Genomic DNA, 15,124 nt, shown 5'->3' with positions numbered 1-15,124 from the left:
TCTTCAGCAATCGCCGCAGGGGATCGTCAGGCTTCTGCGCGGGCGCAGATAGTAGGTCTCGCCCATCGGGATCGTCGTGGTGAGCGATTGTGTCAATCCGAGCTTTTGCTGGGTGTCCGACTGCCAGTTGATCATCGGCGAATAGCTCAGATTGCTTTCGACGCGGATGAGGAAGGTGCCGGCCACCCTGAGCGTTGTCGGAACCGTGGTGGCTGTGCCTGCGGCGGCCCCGACACTATAAACGCCACTGGCAACCTTGCGTGACCACACCACCTTCACCAGGGGCGTCGCATCGGTGGTGACCTGTATTGCCGTGATGGTGATGTTCGGCGTCGAGCGGTTGTAGGGCTGGATGGTCGAGGTGCCGATTTTCATGATGGCGTCGAGATCCGCCTTGACGATGGTCGGTTGCTGCGTGACGAGGTCGGCAACCATGCTGCCGATGCGGCTGACCTTCTTGCTGGTCTCGATGGCCTGCGAAGCCTCCATCGTCATGAAGTACATGACCAGCAGGATAGGAACGATAAGAGCGAACTCGACCGCCGCCACCCCACGGCGATTGGAGCAGAATCCGACTGCCTTGCTCCAGAGTCCTGCAATTCCCGGATGTGCCCCCGCACGCATCATGCCATTGCCTTTTTTCTTGTTGGTGCTTCCGTACTCAATTGTCGAACGGCTCGTTCTGCCAGGTCACCGAAGCAAAATGCAGTGTCCTGCCGCCATTCAGATTGGCCATCGACTTGGCCATCAGATCGGTCACGACAGGCCATTTGTAGAAGACCCGCAGCATGTTCTTCGATTCCGCCAGGCCAGGCGTGTTTGCAAAAGTCTGTGAGTTCGTGCCTTGCATCAGCACGACATCGCCATTCTGGATCTTGAAGCCCGCTGTGGCTGCGTCCGCGAAAGTCGGATACTCGCGAAGGTCCACGAGCAGCTGATCGGGACAATCCGTCGAGACGATGATCTGCAGCCTGCCGCAGATCAGGGTCGTCAATTTGTTCCCGGCGACATCGGCCGGTCTCAACTGGCCCGTGCGCAACTGGCGCGCAACATCGTCGGTGATGTTGGCCATCACTTCCTGGCCGGCAAAAGAGATGCAGCTTTCAAGGATGCCAAAGACCAGAAGCGCGAACGGCAATGCAAGAATTGCGAATTCGATGGCCGTGCTGCCACGGCGGTTGCGAACGAAGCGCTTCAAAAATCCGAAGCGCTCCACCTTGTGCTGACCTGTCGAGCCGAATTCGTTGCCCATACCTTGTTCCTGCCACCCCTGGACGGTTCCGACAGGTGTATTAGCGCAAACCAATTGAGGTCCGGTTTGAATGATCGTTAAAGTCGGCGCGAGTGTCTTAACCGGCCGGTAACCTGGGCGGCTCCCAGAGCGACGTAAGCCTATTTGCTAACGCTCATCTCGGCCTCGGAGGATTTTTCAGCCTCGCTCTTGTAAGAGCTTTCGCAATAGGGCGTGCAAGACATGGTCTGGACCTCGGCACGCCGGTAAATACGAACCGACGAGGCTGCCTGCCGCACGACGGTAACCTGTGCGTCGACAATCGGGCTGCCCTCCTGGTCGAGAACAACGAGATTGGTGACACCGAAACCCTTGCCGGTGAGCACGATCGTCGAGGCGTCCTGAACCGAGGCATCGGCGATTGCCGGGTTGCCGACGACGATCGTGTCGGCGGGACGCGACAGTTTCACGATCTTGGCCTGATTCATGGTGACTTCTATATCGGCAGCCGCAATGGCGGGCGTGATCAAGCTCGTGGCGGCAAGAAGCACGGCAATCAGGATTGAGGATCTCTGCACGGCCATCGAGGCGCTCCACAAGCAAACTGTTCAACGGAACATGAACGAGATTGGTGAACCAACGGTTAAGTCGGCTTGCTTGTGCCGGATGTGGCGATCGGCATGGTTGCTCGCATGGCCAGATCCACGCCGAGTTGCAAACTTCCTCAAGCCCTTGCCTTTTGCGGCGTTGGCCTAGGGCACGGTACTTTAGCCGGCACTTAGCATGGAGTTAACCACGCACTCCGATCGCGCCGGGAAAGGAATCGGTAAGGCTGTTTATTAAGCCGATCGAAAGAGCTTCTCCCTAGATTGGCAAGCATCCGATCAACCATCACAGAAGTTGACGGAAGTGCTGTAACACGTGGAGTAGGAGCTCTCAAATGTCTAACCTTTTTGCACGTTTCGTGAAGGACGAATCCGGCGCGACCGCTATTGAATATGGTCTGATCGCCGCCCTCATCGCGCTTGCCATCATCACCGGCGCCGGCGCCCTTGGCAACGCAATCAACGCCAAGTTCACCTCGATCGGCACCACGCTGAACTCCAGCGGCAGCTGATCTGCCGTACTGCTGACAATCAGCTTGTTTGTTACAGCAAGGGCCGCCCACTGGCGGCCCTTGCTTCGTTTCACCTGCTTCACAGCCAGTTCTGGTCCCGATTTTTAGGGAACCACCTCATCAATCGTTAATTGAAAATACCTAGGCTTGGCTCATTGGAATTGAACCTTAGGCGCGACACCGATGCTTGAAGCCCTGATCTTCGTCGTCTTTCCGTTCTGCATGCTGTTTGCCGCGATCTCCGACATGCTGTCGATGACGATTGCCAACCGCGTGTCGGTGCTGCTTGTCGTCGTCTTCGCGCTGGTTGCGCCGCTGACGGGTATGGAATGGGCAGCCTATGGTTGGCATTTCGCCGCCGGTGCCCTGGTCCTTGCCGTGACCTTCGGCCTGTTCGCGATGGGTGGCATGGGTGGAGGCGATGCCAAGCTGCTGGCCGCAACGGCCGTGTGGATGGGGTTGAACATCCATCTCGTCGAATACCTTGTTGTCTCGACAATGATCGGCGGCCTGCTGACGCTCGCCATCCTGCTTTATCGGAAGTCGCCGCTGGCGGTTATGACCGGCCGCAATGCATTCCTGCGTCATTTCGCGGATGACACCACCGGCGTTCCCTATGGGATCGCACTCGGCCTTGGCGGCCTGCTGACCTATCCGGATTCGCCCTTGATGGTGTGGGCGCTGGCAAGGCTTGCAAGCTGAACACGATCTGATTTCCGTCACCCCGGAGCGCGTTGCCCGACCGCTTTGAAAAGAGCAGTGGCCGGGCTCTTTGCGTGCGTGGCGGCGCGATCCAGCTAATTTATGTAAACCTTAAATTAATCACGATCGTAAGCATTACATTAACCTTGTTTTGACGATTGCCGCTGCAAAGTCCGGCTTGGCTACGTGGTTTGCCAAGGGCGAGGGTTCGGACAGATGCCAGCATCCCGACTGATTATTCTGAGCGTGGCGGTGGCCGCGGCGGGCGGCGCTGGCTATGTCGCAAAAAATATGGTCGCTGCCCCACCGCCGCAGATCGTCGTCGATTCCGGGCCCCAGGCTCCTGCCGTGCCCCTGCAGGACGTTCTTGTGCTCTCGGGTGATGTCTTGATGGGTAACGCGCTTCAGAACAACATCTCCTGGCAATCTTGGCCGGCCGACGGCGTCAACGCGAATTTCATCACCAAGACCAATGCTCCCGACGCCCTGGAGAAATTGAAGGGGTCGATTGCCCGTGTGCCGATGTACGCGGGCGAGCCCGTGCGGCGCTCCAAACTGATCGGCGAGGGGCAAAGCTTCATGTCGTCCATCCTGCCTTCCGGGATGCGGGCGGTCGCCACAACCATATCGGCCGACACTTCGGCCGGCGGTTTCATCCTTCCAAACGATTTCGTCGACGTCATCATGACCCGCAGGGCCGATGCCAGCGGTGGCGGCACCGGTTTCAACACCGAAACCATCCTCAAGAACATCCGCGTCCTGGCAATCGACCAGACCATCCAGGAGGACGAGGAGGGCAAGAAGACCAGGGTTGGCCAGACCGCCACGCTGGAGCTCACGCCCAAACAGGCGGAGATCATCACCGTCGCCCAGCAGATGGCGGATCGCCTGACGCTGGCGCTGCGGGCGATCACGGACACCCAGGAAAAGAATGTGGACGAGGCCGACTATCTCGTTTCCGGCAATGGCCGCAAGGGAACGGTGAGACTGATCAAGTCGGGTGAAGTCTCCGAAGTAGGGGCAAGGAAATGAGGCTAAGCGGTAAACTGCCGGCAATCGCAGCCGCGGCATTCGGCCTGCTGCTCGTCGGAACGAATGTGCAGGGCGTTGCCGAGGCGAAGAGCACGCAGGTGACGGCTACGACCGCCACCCAGCGCGTCAAGCTTGGCCTCAACAAATCGGTGGTCATAGACCTGCCAAGCGATGCCTACGACATTCTTGTCGCCAACCCGACCGTTGCCGATGCGGTGACCCGCACCGCAAGGCGTATCTACCTGTTCGGCAAGGCGGTCGGCGAGACCAACATTTTCGTCTTCGGTCCGAACGGCGAACAGATCGCCAGCCTGGACCTGGCCGTCGAACGCGACGTCGCCGGCCTGGAGGATTACATCAAGCGCTTTATTCCGACCTCGGACGTCAAGGTGGAACTGCTGAACGACAACGTCGTCCTGACCGGCATGGTCGATACGCCGCTGGACGCCAAACGCGCAGTCGACCTTGCGACGATCTTCGTCTCGGGCGGTGAGGCGACGACCGGACAATATTCGCAGACCGCGGCCGGCGGCTCGGCCCAGAGCGGTGTCGACATCAACAACCCGGACCAGGAACGCCGTACCAGCAAGATCGTCAACCTGCTGCAGATCATTGGTGACGATCAGGTCACGCTCAAAGTGACGGTCGCCGAAGTCAGCCGCTCGGTGATGAAGCAGCTTGGCGTCAACATGGTCGGCAGCGGCAACAGCAACGGCATCAGCTGGAATGCGCTGACTTCTCCCGCCTATGGATTGGGCAAGCCGCTATCGCAGTTTTCAGGCCTTAACCTCGGCAGCGCCACCTCGCCTTTTCAGGCCTACATCAATGCGATGGAGCAGTCCGGAGTCATGAAGACCCTCGCCGAACCGACGCTGACGGCGGTGTCGGGTGAAAAGGCGACATTTAAGGTCGGCGGTGAGTTCAATATCATTACCGGACGTTCAAGCAACGTCTCAAGCGACAACCAGACGGGTCAGGTCACCTACACCAATCAGCAAATTGAATACGGCATTGGTCTGGAGTTCCAGCCGGTCGTGCTGTCGGCCGGCCGCATCAGTCTCAAGGTCAGGACTTCCGTGTCTGAGCCGACTATGGAAGGCGCCACCACCTTGGAGGGAGTAGGCAGCCTGCCCGGAACCACCTTGCTCTCGATCCGCAAGCGCTTGGCAGACACCACGGTCGAACTTCCTTCCGGCGGATCCATGATGATCGCCGGCCTGGTTCGCGACGACGTGCGTCAAGCGGTCTCCGGACTGCCAGGCCTCACCAAGATTCCGGTCCTTGGCTCCTTGTTCCGCAGCCGGGACTTCGTGCGCAACGAAACCGAGCTGGTCATCTTCATCACGCCCTATCTGGCGAAGCCCGTGGCACGCAACGATCTCGCCAAGCCGGACGACAATTTCAACCCTGCAAGCGATGGTGCCGCCATGTTCCTTGGCAAGGTCAATCGCGTCTACGGCACCATGCAGACCGACAAGCCCAACGGCCGGTACCACGGCGTTGTCGGCTACATCTACAAGTGAATGGGGAAGCGGACATGTCTCAGTCAGCGTTGAAGACCAGGACCATCGCCACGACGATGCGAGCACTGCCGATCCTGGCGGTGGCGGTGACGGCGTTGCTGGCCGGCTGCGCCCAGCGCGACAGCATTACCGTTGGCGCCATTCCGGACGACTATCGCACCAACCATCCGATCGTCATCGCCGAGAAGAACCAGAAGATCGACCTGCCTGTCGGCGCCGGCGACCGCGGCATGACCGGCTCGCAGCGCGACACGCTGCTCGGTTTCCTCGACGGCTATGACAAGAGTGCCGCGCCGACATTGACGATACAGATACCCAGCGGATCGGCCAATCAGGTCGCCGCGACGGCGGCCGGCCGTGATTTCGCCAGGCTCGCGGTCGCCAGCGGCATCAAGCGCAACCGCATCGTCGTGGTCTCCTATCAGGCCGGCTCGAGTGAGACATCCGCCCCGATCCGCGTCTCCTTTATCGCGGTGAGAGCCCAGACTGACAAATGCGGTCGTTGGCCCGACGATCTGGTCGAGACCACGGAAAACAAGCACTATGCCGACTTCGGCTGCTCCTATCAGAACAATCTCGCGGCCCAGATGGCAAACCCGGCCGACCTGCTCGGGCCGCGCAAGCAGACCACCATCGACGCGGAAAATCGTGGTGCGGTGATCGATGTCTACCGCAGCAGAGGCATTTCGGATGAATTCCTCGGCAATTCGGAAGTGACGTACTGAGCCGAGCCCTCGAGGAAGAGAAGCCACGGAAAGAGCATGACCATGAGCAACCTTGCCTATGACGCCACCGTGGACGGCGGTGATACCTCGTCGCAGGACATCGCCGCGATGCAGGCATTGCGCCCGGTTCCGCGCATCTCGATCCAGGCATTCTGCGAGACCGAAGGCGTTGCCAATCCGGTCGAGCGCGCCGGCGAGGACCGCCGCATGACCAAGGCGCATCTCAAGGTGCATATGGGCGGCGTTGCCACGGCCATCGAGTTCTATCAGTCGGCGCCGACGCCGAACCTGATCCTGCTTGAGTCGCGCAGCGAACCCAAGCAATTGCTGGAGCAGCTCGCCCAGCTTTCGGAATACTGTGATCCATCCTCGAAGGTGGTGGTGATCGGCCACTACAATGATGTCGGTCTCTATCGCGAGCTCATCCGTTCCGGCATCTCCGAATATGTCATCGCGCCGGTGTCGATGGCTGACATCGTCAGTGTCGTGTCGTCGATTTTCGTCGATCCGGAGGCCGAACCGCTCGGCCGTTCGGTCGCCTTCGTAGGCGCCAAGGGCGGCGTCGGCTCTTCCACCATTGCCCACAACGTAGCCTGGGCAATGTCCACCCTGTTCAAGTCCGAGGTCGTCGTTGCCGACCTCGACCTCGCCTTCGGCACGGCCAACATCAATTTCGACCAGGATCCGGCACAGGGCATCGCTGAAGCGGTGTTCTCGCCTGAACGCGTCGACGAAGTCTATCTCGACCGGCTGCTGACTCAATGCGCCGAGCACCTGTCGTTGCTCGCGGCGCCCTCGACGCTGGAACGCGTCTACGACTTCGATCCCGATGCCTTTGCGCAGCTTGTCGATACCGCGCAGCGCAGCGTTCCGCTTCTGGTGCTCGACGTTCCCCATATCTGGACCGGCTGGGCCAAGAACACGCTGGTGAAGGCCGACGAGATCGTCATCACGGCGACGCCGGAACTGGCCAATCTGCGCAACACCAAGAACCTGGTCGACATGCTGAAGCGGCTTCGCCCCAACGACCCACCGCCTAAGCTGATCATCAACCAGGCCGGTGTGCCCAAGCGGCCGGAAATTTCACCGGCCGATTTCGCCGAGCCGCTCGGCCTGACGCCGATGTCGGTCATCGGCTTCGATCCGTTGCTGTTCGGCAATGCAGCCAACAATGGGCGCATGCTCGGCGAGATGGATGCCAAGAATCCGGTTGTGGCCATGATCAATGAGATTGCTCATGTGCTGACCGGCCGCAGCGAGATCCGGACGAAAAAGAAGGCTGGCCTGGGCAGTCTGCTCGGCAAGCTCTCGCGAAACAAGAAGTGACGCAGTGGGGTCGGTAGTCGATCATGTTCGGTAAACGAGGCAACGACGACGGCAACCGGTTCACGCCGGAATTCCGCCAGCCAGCACCGGCGCCGGCCGCGCCGCCGCCCTCGGGTTCGGCGGACACGGCGGTTCTGGCCGCCCGGCCCGCGGCAGCGCCGCAGCCAAGCGCACCTGTCGCGCCGCCGGCTCGCCGCGCGGTCGAGGCGCCGCCCATCGCGCCGGAGGCGAAGCGGGGGCGCGAAAAGAGCGAAACCTACTACGACACCAAGAGCCAGGTTTTCTCGGCGCTCATCGACACGATCGACCTGTCGCAGCTCGCCAAGCTCGAACCCGAAAGCGCGCGCGAGGAAATCCGCGACATCGTCAACGACATCATCGCGATCAAGAATTTCGCGATGTCGATTGCCGAGCAGGAGGAACTGCTCGATGACATCTGCAACGATGTGCTTGGTTATGGGCCGCTCGAGCCATTGCTCGCCCGCGACGACATCGCCGACATCATGGTCAACGGGTCGAAGAACGTCTACATCGAAGTCAACGGCAAGGTCGAGCAGACTGGCATTCGCTTTCGCGACAACCAGCAGCTTCTCAACATCTGCCAGCGCATCGTCAGCCAGGTCGGCCGCCGTGTCGATGAATCCAGCCCGATCTGCGACGCACGCCTCCCCGACGGCTCCCGCGTCAACGTCATCGCCCCTCCGCTCTCCATCGATGGAGCCGCGCTTACCATCCGAAAATTCAAGAAGGACAAGCTAACGCTCGATCAGTTGGTCAAGTTCGGCGCCATTTCCCCGCAGGGAGCCGAGGTCCTCAAGATCATCAGCCGTGTTCGCTGCAACATCGTCATCTCGGGCGGCACTGGCTCTGGCAAGACGACACTGCTCAACTGCCTGACCAATTACATCGACCGCGATGAGCGCGTCATCACTTGCGAGGACTCGGCCGAACTGCAGCTGCAGCAGCCGCATGTCGTGCGCCTGGAAACCCGCCCGCCGAACCTTGAAGGCGAAGGCGAAGTGACGATGCGCGACCTGGTCAAGAACTGCCTGCGCATGCGGCCTGAGCGCATCATCGTCGGCGAAGTGCGCGGACCCGAAGTGTTCGACCTTTTGCAGGCGATGAACACCGGCCATGACGGCTCGATGGGAACGATCCACTCGAACAGTCCGCGCGAATGCCTGAACCGTATCGAATCCATGATCGCCATGGGTGGCTATTCGCTACCGCAGAAAACCGTGCGTGAAATCGTCGTCGGCTCCATCGACGTGATCATTCAGGCGGCACGTCTGCGCGACGGATCGCGCCGCATCACCCACATCACCGAGGTGATCGGTATGGAAGGCGACGTCATCATCACCCAGGATATCGTCCTCTACAACATCAAGGGCGAGGACGCTAACGGCAGGCTTTTGGGCGAGCACGTCTCGACCGGCATCGGCCGTCCGCATTTCTGGGATCGGGCTCGCTACTACGGCGAGGAACAGCGCCTCGCCACCGCGCTCGAGGCGATGGAGAAACGTGCTGACTGAGGCATCCGCAGGCGTGAAGGTTCTGGTCGATGTTTGGAATTGACGGCACCGTATTGGCGTTTGTCGTGCTCGCCGGCTTCAGCGCCGGCGCGGTCGCCTATGCATTCCTGTTCACCCAGATCAGCAATGAGAAACAGGCAGGCAAGCGGCTTGAAACGATCAAGGCCGCGGAGACGGACCGTTCCGTCGTCAAGGCCACGCGCGACCGCGCGGCCGACGCGGCCAAGCGCCGTAAAACGGTGCAGGATTCGCTGAAGGACCTCGACGAGAAGCAGAAAACCAAGGACAACGCGGTCAAGAAGCCGCCACTGAAAGCCCAGCTTCGCCAGGCCGGCATGAAGGTTTCGATCGAACGTTTCTACATCTATTCCGCTATATGTGGGATCGCGCTGGCGGTGGTCGCCTTCGTGGCCGGGGCGCCGCTGCTTGTCGTGCCAGGCGTGCTGTTGGCCGGCGCGCTCGGCCTGCCGCGCTGGTTCGTCTCGTTTCGCCGCACGCGACGGGTCAAGGCATTCCTCAACGAATTTCCAAACGCCCTCGACATCATCGTACGCGCGGTCAAGTCCGGCCTGCCGCTGAATGATGCCATACGCCTGATCGCCAACGAATCCCCCGAGCCGGTGAAGACCGAGTTTCGCCGCATTGTCGATTCGCAGCAGATGGGCCTGTCGATCCCCGATGCGACCTTGCGCATGCCCGAAACCATGCCGTGCACCGAGGCGAGTTTCTTCGGCATCGTCATCCAGATCCAGTCGCAGGCCGGCGGCAATCTGTCCGAGGCGCTGGGCAACCTCTCGCGCGTGCTTCGTGACCGCAAGAAGATGAAGGCCAAGGTCCAGGCGCTGTCCATGGAGGCGAAGGCGTCGGCCGCCATCATCGGCGCGCTGCCCTTCATCGTCGCCTTCCTAGTCTACCTTTCGAGCCCGCTCTACCTGATGCCATTGTTCAACACCAGCGTCGGCAATCTTATCCTCGGTTGTGCCGCCGTCTGGATGTCGATCGGCATTCTTGTGATGCGCAAGATGATGAACTTCGAAGTCTAGGACCACGGCATGACCGAACAAGTCATCAAATCGCTGACTGATCCGACGCTGCTGATCGCACTGCTGGTCGGCATCGCCGTGTTTGCGACCGTCTTTACGCTGTTGCCGGCGTTTGGTGGCAGCCAGCTCAAGGCGCGCATGAAATCGGTCGCGCTGGAGCGCGATGAGCTTCGCGCCAAGCAGCGCGCGCGGCTTGCGACCGAGGCCGATCGCCGCCGCAAGGGTCTGCGCGAGCAACAGTCGGTCGGCATGCGCAACATCGTCGACAGGCTCGACCTGCGGCGCGCCCTCGCCGACGAGAGCACTTTGCAGAAGCTCAAGGTAGCCGGCTTCCGGGGACAGAACCCGCTGACGCGGTTTCTCTTCTTCCGTCTGGTGCTGCCTTTTGTCGGCTTCGCGCTGGCTCTGGTCTACATATTCGTGCTTGGCGGGTTGCCGGACAAACCATTGGTCATCCGGCTGTTCGTCTGCATCCTCGTTGCCTATGGCGGCTTCTACGCACCGGTCGTCTATGTCAACAACCGCGCCACCAAGCGCAAGCAGTCGATCCAGATGGCATGGCCGGATGCGCTCGACCTGATGCTGATCTGCGTGGAGTCGGGCATGTCGGTGGAGGCAGCACTGCGCAAGGTCGCCGACGAGATCGGCGCGCAGTCGGTGGCTCTGGCGGAAGAATTCATCCTGACCAATGCCGAGCTCTCCTATCTGCAGGAGCGCAAGCAGGCCTATGAGAATCTTGCAAGCCGTACCGGTCTGGAATCGGTCAAATCGGTGTCGCAGGCGCTCGTCCAGGCCGAGCGCTACGGCACGCCCGTGGCGCATGCGCTGCGCGTGCTCGCCGCCGAAAGCCGCGACATGCGCATGAACGCCGCCGAAAAGAAGGCTGCCGCCTTGCCGCCCAAGCTCACCGTGCCGATGATCCTGTTCTTCCTGCCGGTGCTTTTCGCCATCATCCTGGGCCCTGCCGGCATCCAGGTCAGCCAGCGCGGCATCTTCGGCGATCATTCCGGGGCGGCTGCGCCGTCCAGCCAGTAAGAGACACGGCAATCCTAGAGCGGTTCACCGTTTCACGGAAACGGTGAACCGCTCTAACTCTTTGTTTTGACGCAATTCCCAAGGGAAAGCGCTACGCGCTTTTCCCGGGAAAACCGTTTCACACTTTCCTGGAATTGCTCTAGCACAAATGCAAAAGCCGCGCTGCATGCAGCGCGGCTTTGTTCTGTTGGCGAAATCGCTGTGTCAGTTGGTTGCCGGCTTCGACTTCGACTTGTCCTGATCCTTGAGCTGGGTCCAGGCATTCTGCTGGGCCAGCATCTGCCTGAGATAGGCGACATTGGCCTGTGCCTGTTCGGGCGAGAGTTCCTGCGAGGCGATCTTCTCGGCTTCGTCGAAGCGTCCCTGCAGGCCGACGACCAATGCCAGGTTCTGGCGCACACGGCTGTCGGCGCCGGGCTGCTGGGCGGCTGAACGCATATAAGTCTCGGCGGTGCGCAGGTCCCCTTCCAGCACATAGGACATGCCGAGATTGGAGAGAACCGAGGGCTCGTTCGGCTTGAGTTCGAGGGCCTTGCGGTAGAGCTGGCGCGCGTCGTCCTTCTGGCCGATCTGATCAAGGATGGCCGCTTCCGCCGACACCAGCTTCCAGTCTGGATATTCCGGCGTCTGCGCACGGCGCACGGCGTCGAGCGCTGCCTCGAACTGACCATTGGCGGCCAGTGCCTTGCCATAGGCCGCGAGCACGTCGCGATCCTTGGGGTAGGCGATCGCCAGCTTGCGCATCACGGCAAGCGACTGGTCGGCATCACCGTCCATCTGCAGCGCGGCCGCGAAGTTGGTCGCTATACGCTTGTCGTTGGGGTTCTTGGCATAGGACTGGCCAAGGGCGGCCGTCGCATTGTGCAGTTCTCCCGCCGACATGGTCTCCAGCGGCTTGCCGCCGGAGCGGCCGATCGAGCCGGTAGTCATTCTGCTGGTTCCGCAACCGGCGATGCCCGCCGCCAGCGCCAGCATGAGGGCCGTGGTGACGAGCCGTTTTCCCCTGGAATTCACTGTCCGGTTGGTCGGCATCACACCCTAAGCCTCCATTCATGCGCGCGGCCATTGCGTGGCCATCTTCCCTCTCGCAGAAATATTCTGTTAACCCTAACGGACGGTTAAGAAACGCCGACTCGGGCTTCGGGTCGGCAGGAGAACATCGAATGCCTGTCGAACTCGTCGAGAAGAAATTGCAAGGCGCGCTGCCCGTGCATCTGGTGGCCCGGGACGGTCTGGAGGCCGCGGGCCTTGCACCATCTGTTGTCAGCTGGGCCAGGGCCAACGGGTTCTCCGGCGAGGCAGGCAGGACGCTGGCCGTGCCCGGCGAGAACGGTGCGCTTGCCGGCGCGCTGTTCGGTATTGGCGACGGCGAGGGCGCGCTTGCTCTCGGCGCATTGTCGAAAACCCTGCCGGAAGGCGACTGGCATTTCGCCTCGACGCCTGCCGAGCCAGAACTCGCGGCAATTGCGTTGGCGCTCGGCGGCTATGTCTTTACCCGTTACGGCAAGAAGTCAGGCAAGGTGCTGCGCTTCGACGTGCCGGCCGGTGTCGACGCGGCGCGCGTTCGCCGCATCGCCGATGGCGTCTTCCTGACACGCGACCTGGTCAACACGCCGACCAGCGACATGGGGCCGGACGATCTGGAGAAGGCGGTGCGGACTTTGGCCGCGGCTCACAAGGCCGAAATCTCCGTCATCAAGGGCGACGATCTGCTCACGCAGAATTTCCCGATGATCCATGCCGTCGGCCGTGCCTCATCAGGCGCGCCGCGGCTGATCGACATGGTCTGGGGGCAACCGGGCGCGCCAAAGGTGACGCTGGTCGGCAAGGGCGTCTGCTTCGACACCGGCGGTCTCGACATCAAGCCGTCGTCCGGCATGCTGTTGATGAAGAAGGACATGGGCGGCGCGGCCAATGTGCTTGGCCTGGCCTCGATGATCATGGCTGCCGGGCTGAACGTTCGGCTGCGCGTGCTGATCCCCGCGGTCGAGAACTCGATTGCCGGCAATGCCTTCAGGCCAGGTGACGTGCTGGCGAGCCGCAAGGGCATCACTGTCGAGATCGGCAACACGGACGCCGAAGGGCGGCTGGTGCTCGGCGACGCGCTGGCACTGGCCGATGACGAGGAGCCGCAGCTCCTGGTCGACATGGCGACGCTGACCGGAGCCGCCCGTGTCGCGCTTGGCCCCGATCTGCCGCCTTTCTACACCGGTGACGAGGCGCTGGCCTCGGAGCTGGCGGCGGCATCGCTTGCGGTCGAGGATCCGCTTTGGCGCATGCCGCTGTGGCGGCCCTACGATGCGAAACTGTCGTCGAAGATCGCCGACATCAACAATGTCACCACGGACGGCTTCGCCGGTTCGATCACGGCGGCGCTGTTCCTCAAGCGTTTTGTCGAAAAGACGATGAGCTGGGCGCATTTCGACATTTTCGCCTGGAATCCCGCCGACCGCCCGTACGGTCCTTCCGGCGGAGAGGCGCAAGGCATTCGGGCGTTGGAGCGGATCATCTCGACGCGCTATGGCTGATGTGACGGCCGCAAGCAGAGCCGGCAAATCGCTGAAACTGAAACGGAACCGAAACAATTTGCCGTCATGCTGGCGTGATGTCGATTGCGATGCGCCCGAGCCAGGCCTTGCGACTGTGGCAGCAAGTGATGCTGTCGCAGGTGCGCGACGACGCGCCTGACCTGACCATGCGCCAGACGGCCATCCTGTTCACCATCTATCTCGATCCGCCGCCGCACACGGTGCGCGGCCTCGCCGCCCGCCTCAACGTCACCAAGCCGGTCATCACCCGCGCGCTCGACACGATGGGCGCGCTGAAACTGGTGTCGCGCCATCGCGACGAACTCGACAAGCGCAACGTGCTGATCAAGCGCACGGTCGAGGGCGCGCTCTTTGTCGAGCGCTTCGGCGATGGTATCATCGCCAAGGCGCATGAACTGCCCATCTGACCAATTAGCCATTAGACCGAGTTAGTGATTTGACCGCCAGGGATGCCCGCCTTCACGCCTTTCGTACCGATCTTGCCGATGCTAGATTGAAAGGTGAGGTTACCGCCGACCGTTTTGTCAGCGGCCGTTCGGCGCGGATCACCGCGTCGGTTGCCGATGTCCGCAAGGCGCCGCGGCCTGATGCCGGCGTCAACACGCAGCTGCTGTTCGGCGATGATGTCCTTGTCTTCGAGGTCGCCGAAGGGTGGGCCTGGATCCAGGCCGAACGCGACGGCTATGTCGGCTATGTCGCCGACACCATGCTGGGCGGACGAGACAATGCGCCCACCCATATTGTCTCGGTGACCCGCACTTTCCTTTATCCCGGTCCGGATCTGCGCTTTCCAGTCGCGGGACAGCTGTCGATGGGATCGACCGTGACCGTGACGGGTGCCGCCGAGACGCGCGGCACGCACTATGCCGTCCTGCCCTCCGGCGAGGCTCTCATCGCTGGCCACCTCAGGCCAATCGCCGAAGTTGCCGCTGACTATGTCGCGGTTGCCGAGACATTTCTTGGCACACCTTATCTCTGGGGCGGCGCTTCCGGCTTCGGCATCGACTGTTCGGGCCTCGTGCAACTGGCGATGCGCATGGCCGGCAGGGACGTGTTGCGCGATTCCGACATGCAGGCGGCAAGCATCGGCGAACCCCTTGAGCCGGGCCCGGACTATGCCGGATTGCGCCGGGGCGATCTTGTGTTCTGGAAAGGCCATATCGCGGTCATGACCGACGCCGACACCATGATCCACGCCAATGGCCACACCATGCTGGTCTCGCGCGAAGGGCTGAAGGAAGCGGTGGCTCGCATCGGCTATCTCTACGGCGGGCCGACGGGGTTTCGGCGGCCATAGCGCATCCGTCTC

The 15,124-nt window shown here is 61.5% G+C and carries 16 protein-coding genes; 12 read left to right on the top strand and 4 right to left on the bottom strand.

The genetic code is table 11. The annotated features are described in order from the left end of the window. Window positions 1–3: 3 nt before the first annotated feature. From AC1DX4_RS25830 to AC1DX4_RS25820, 3 genes are all read right to left on the bottom strand, one after another. On the bottom strand, window positions 4–627 hold the full coding sequence (locus AC1DX4_RS25830; RefSeq protein ID WP_477223003.1) for a TadE/TadG family type IV pilus assembly protein: 624 nt from the start codon (window positions 625–627) through the stop codon (window positions 4–6). Window positions 628–661: 34 nt separating this feature from the next. Then, entirely contained in the window at window positions 662–1,252 is a 591-nt protein-coding gene (locus tag AC1DX4_RS25825; RefSeq protein ID WP_477223002.1) for a TadE/TadG family type IV pilus assembly protein, read from the bottom strand. Between the two features lie 140 nt (window positions 1,253–1,392). After that, window positions 1,393–1,815: a pilus assembly protein N-terminal domain-containing protein gene (locus AC1DX4_RS25820; RefSeq protein WP_477223001.1), complete on the bottom strand. Its 423-nt coding sequence runs from the start codon at window positions 1,813–1,815 to the stop codon at window positions 1,393–1,395. Window positions 1,816–2,171: 356 nt separating this feature from the next. Between AC1DX4_RS25820 and AC1DX4_RS25815 the strand changes: the two genes are divergently transcribed. The 9 genes from AC1DX4_RS25815 to AC1DX4_RS25775 all read left to right on the top strand — a co-directional run bounded on the left by AC1DX4_RS25815 (window position 2,172) and on the right by AC1DX4_RS25775 (window position 11,266). Continuing rightward, a complete protein-coding gene (locus AC1DX4_RS25815; protein WP_027043512.1) occupies window positions 2,172–2,348 on the top strand; it encodes a Flp family type IVb pilin in 177 nt (58 codons plus the stop codon). A 183-nt stretch (window positions 2,349–2,531) separates the two neighbouring features. After that, entirely contained in the window at window positions 2,532–3,050 is a 519-nt protein-coding gene (locus AC1DX4_RS25810) for an A24 family peptidase (protein ID WP_477223000.1), read from the top strand. A 216-nt stretch (window positions 3,051–3,266) separates the two neighbouring features. Further along, window positions 3,267–4,082 carry a Flp pilus assembly protein CpaB gene (gene cpaB, locus AC1DX4_RS25805; protein WP_477222999.1) on the top strand — a complete coding sequence of 272 codons (816 nt, stop codon included), beginning with the start codon at window positions 3,267–3,269 and terminating at the stop codon, window positions 4,080–4,082. Continuing rightward, entirely contained in the window at window positions 4,079–5,605 is a 1,527-nt protein-coding gene (locus tag AC1DX4_RS25800; protein WP_477222998.1) for a type II and III secretion system protein family protein, read from the top strand. The genes cpaB and AC1DX4_RS25800 overlap by 4 nt, the downstream gene beginning before the upstream one ends. A gap of 14 nt (window positions 5,606–5,619) precedes the next feature. Next, window positions 5,620–6,330 (top strand): CpaD family pilus assembly protein, encoded by a 711-nt coding sequence (locus AC1DX4_RS25795; RefSeq protein ID WP_477222997.1) that lies wholly within the window; start codon window positions 5,620–5,622, stop codon window positions 6,328–6,330. A gap of 36 nt (window positions 6,331–6,366) precedes the next feature. Then, a complete protein-coding gene (locus AC1DX4_RS25790) occupies window positions 6,367–7,656 on the top strand; it encodes a CpaE/TadZ family protein (RefSeq protein WP_477222996.1) in 1,290 nt (429 codons plus the stop codon). Between the two features lie 23 nt (window positions 7,657–7,679). Beyond that, window positions 7,680–9,188 carry a CpaF family protein gene (locus AC1DX4_RS25785; protein ID WP_477222995.1) on the top strand — a complete coding sequence of 503 codons (1,509 nt, stop codon included), beginning with the start codon at window positions 7,680–7,682 and terminating at the stop codon, window positions 9,186–9,188. A 29-nt stretch (window positions 9,189–9,217) separates the two neighbouring features. Beyond that, the gene (locus AC1DX4_RS25780) at window positions 9,218–10,231 is read left to right on the top strand and encodes a type II secretion system F family protein (RefSeq protein ID WP_477222994.1); all 1,014 of its coding nucleotides are present in this window, start codon (window positions 9,218–9,220) and stop codon (window positions 10,229–10,231) included. Between the two features lie 9 nt (window positions 10,232–10,240). Further along, window positions 10,241–11,266 carry a type II secretion system F family protein gene (locus AC1DX4_RS25775; protein ID WP_477222993.1) on the top strand — a complete coding sequence of 342 codons (1,026 nt, stop codon included), beginning with the start codon at window positions 10,241–10,243 and terminating at the stop codon, window positions 11,264–11,266. 204 nt (window positions 11,267–11,470) lie between these two features. Here AC1DX4_RS25775 and AC1DX4_RS25770 read toward each other — a convergent pair whose 3' ends face one another. Continuing rightward, a complete protein-coding gene (locus AC1DX4_RS25770; protein WP_477222992.1) occupies window positions 11,471–12,298 on the bottom strand; it encodes a tetratricopeptide repeat protein in 828 nt (275 codons plus the stop codon). A gap of 131 nt (window positions 12,299–12,429) precedes the next feature. On the opposite strand from AC1DX4_RS25770, the gene AC1DX4_RS25765 reads away from it, so the two are divergent. The 3 genes from AC1DX4_RS25765 (at window position 12,430) to AC1DX4_RS25755 (ending at window position 15,112) form a co-directional block, all read left to right on the top strand. Further along, window positions 12,430–13,794, top strand: a complete 1,365-nt coding sequence (locus tag AC1DX4_RS25765) for a leucyl aminopeptidase family protein (RefSeq protein ID WP_477222991.1) — start codon at window positions 12,430–12,432, stop codon at window positions 13,792–13,794. 77 nt (window positions 13,795–13,871) lie between these two features. Then, window positions 13,872–14,222, top strand: a complete 351-nt coding sequence (locus AC1DX4_RS25760) for a MarR family winged helix-turn-helix transcriptional regulator (RefSeq protein WP_096453375.1) — start codon at window positions 13,872–13,874, stop codon at window positions 14,220–14,222. Between the two features lie 29 nt (window positions 14,223–14,251). Then, on the top strand, window positions 14,252–15,112 hold the full coding sequence (locus AC1DX4_RS25755) for a C40 family peptidase (protein WP_477222990.1): 861 nt from the start codon (window positions 14,252–14,254) through the stop codon (window positions 15,110–15,112). Window positions 15,113–15,124: the final 12 nt, after the last annotated feature.

This window comes from Mesorhizobium sp. P3_A8, from assembly GCF_056402995.1.
This window is presented reverse-complemented; position numbering and strand designations above follow the sequence as displayed.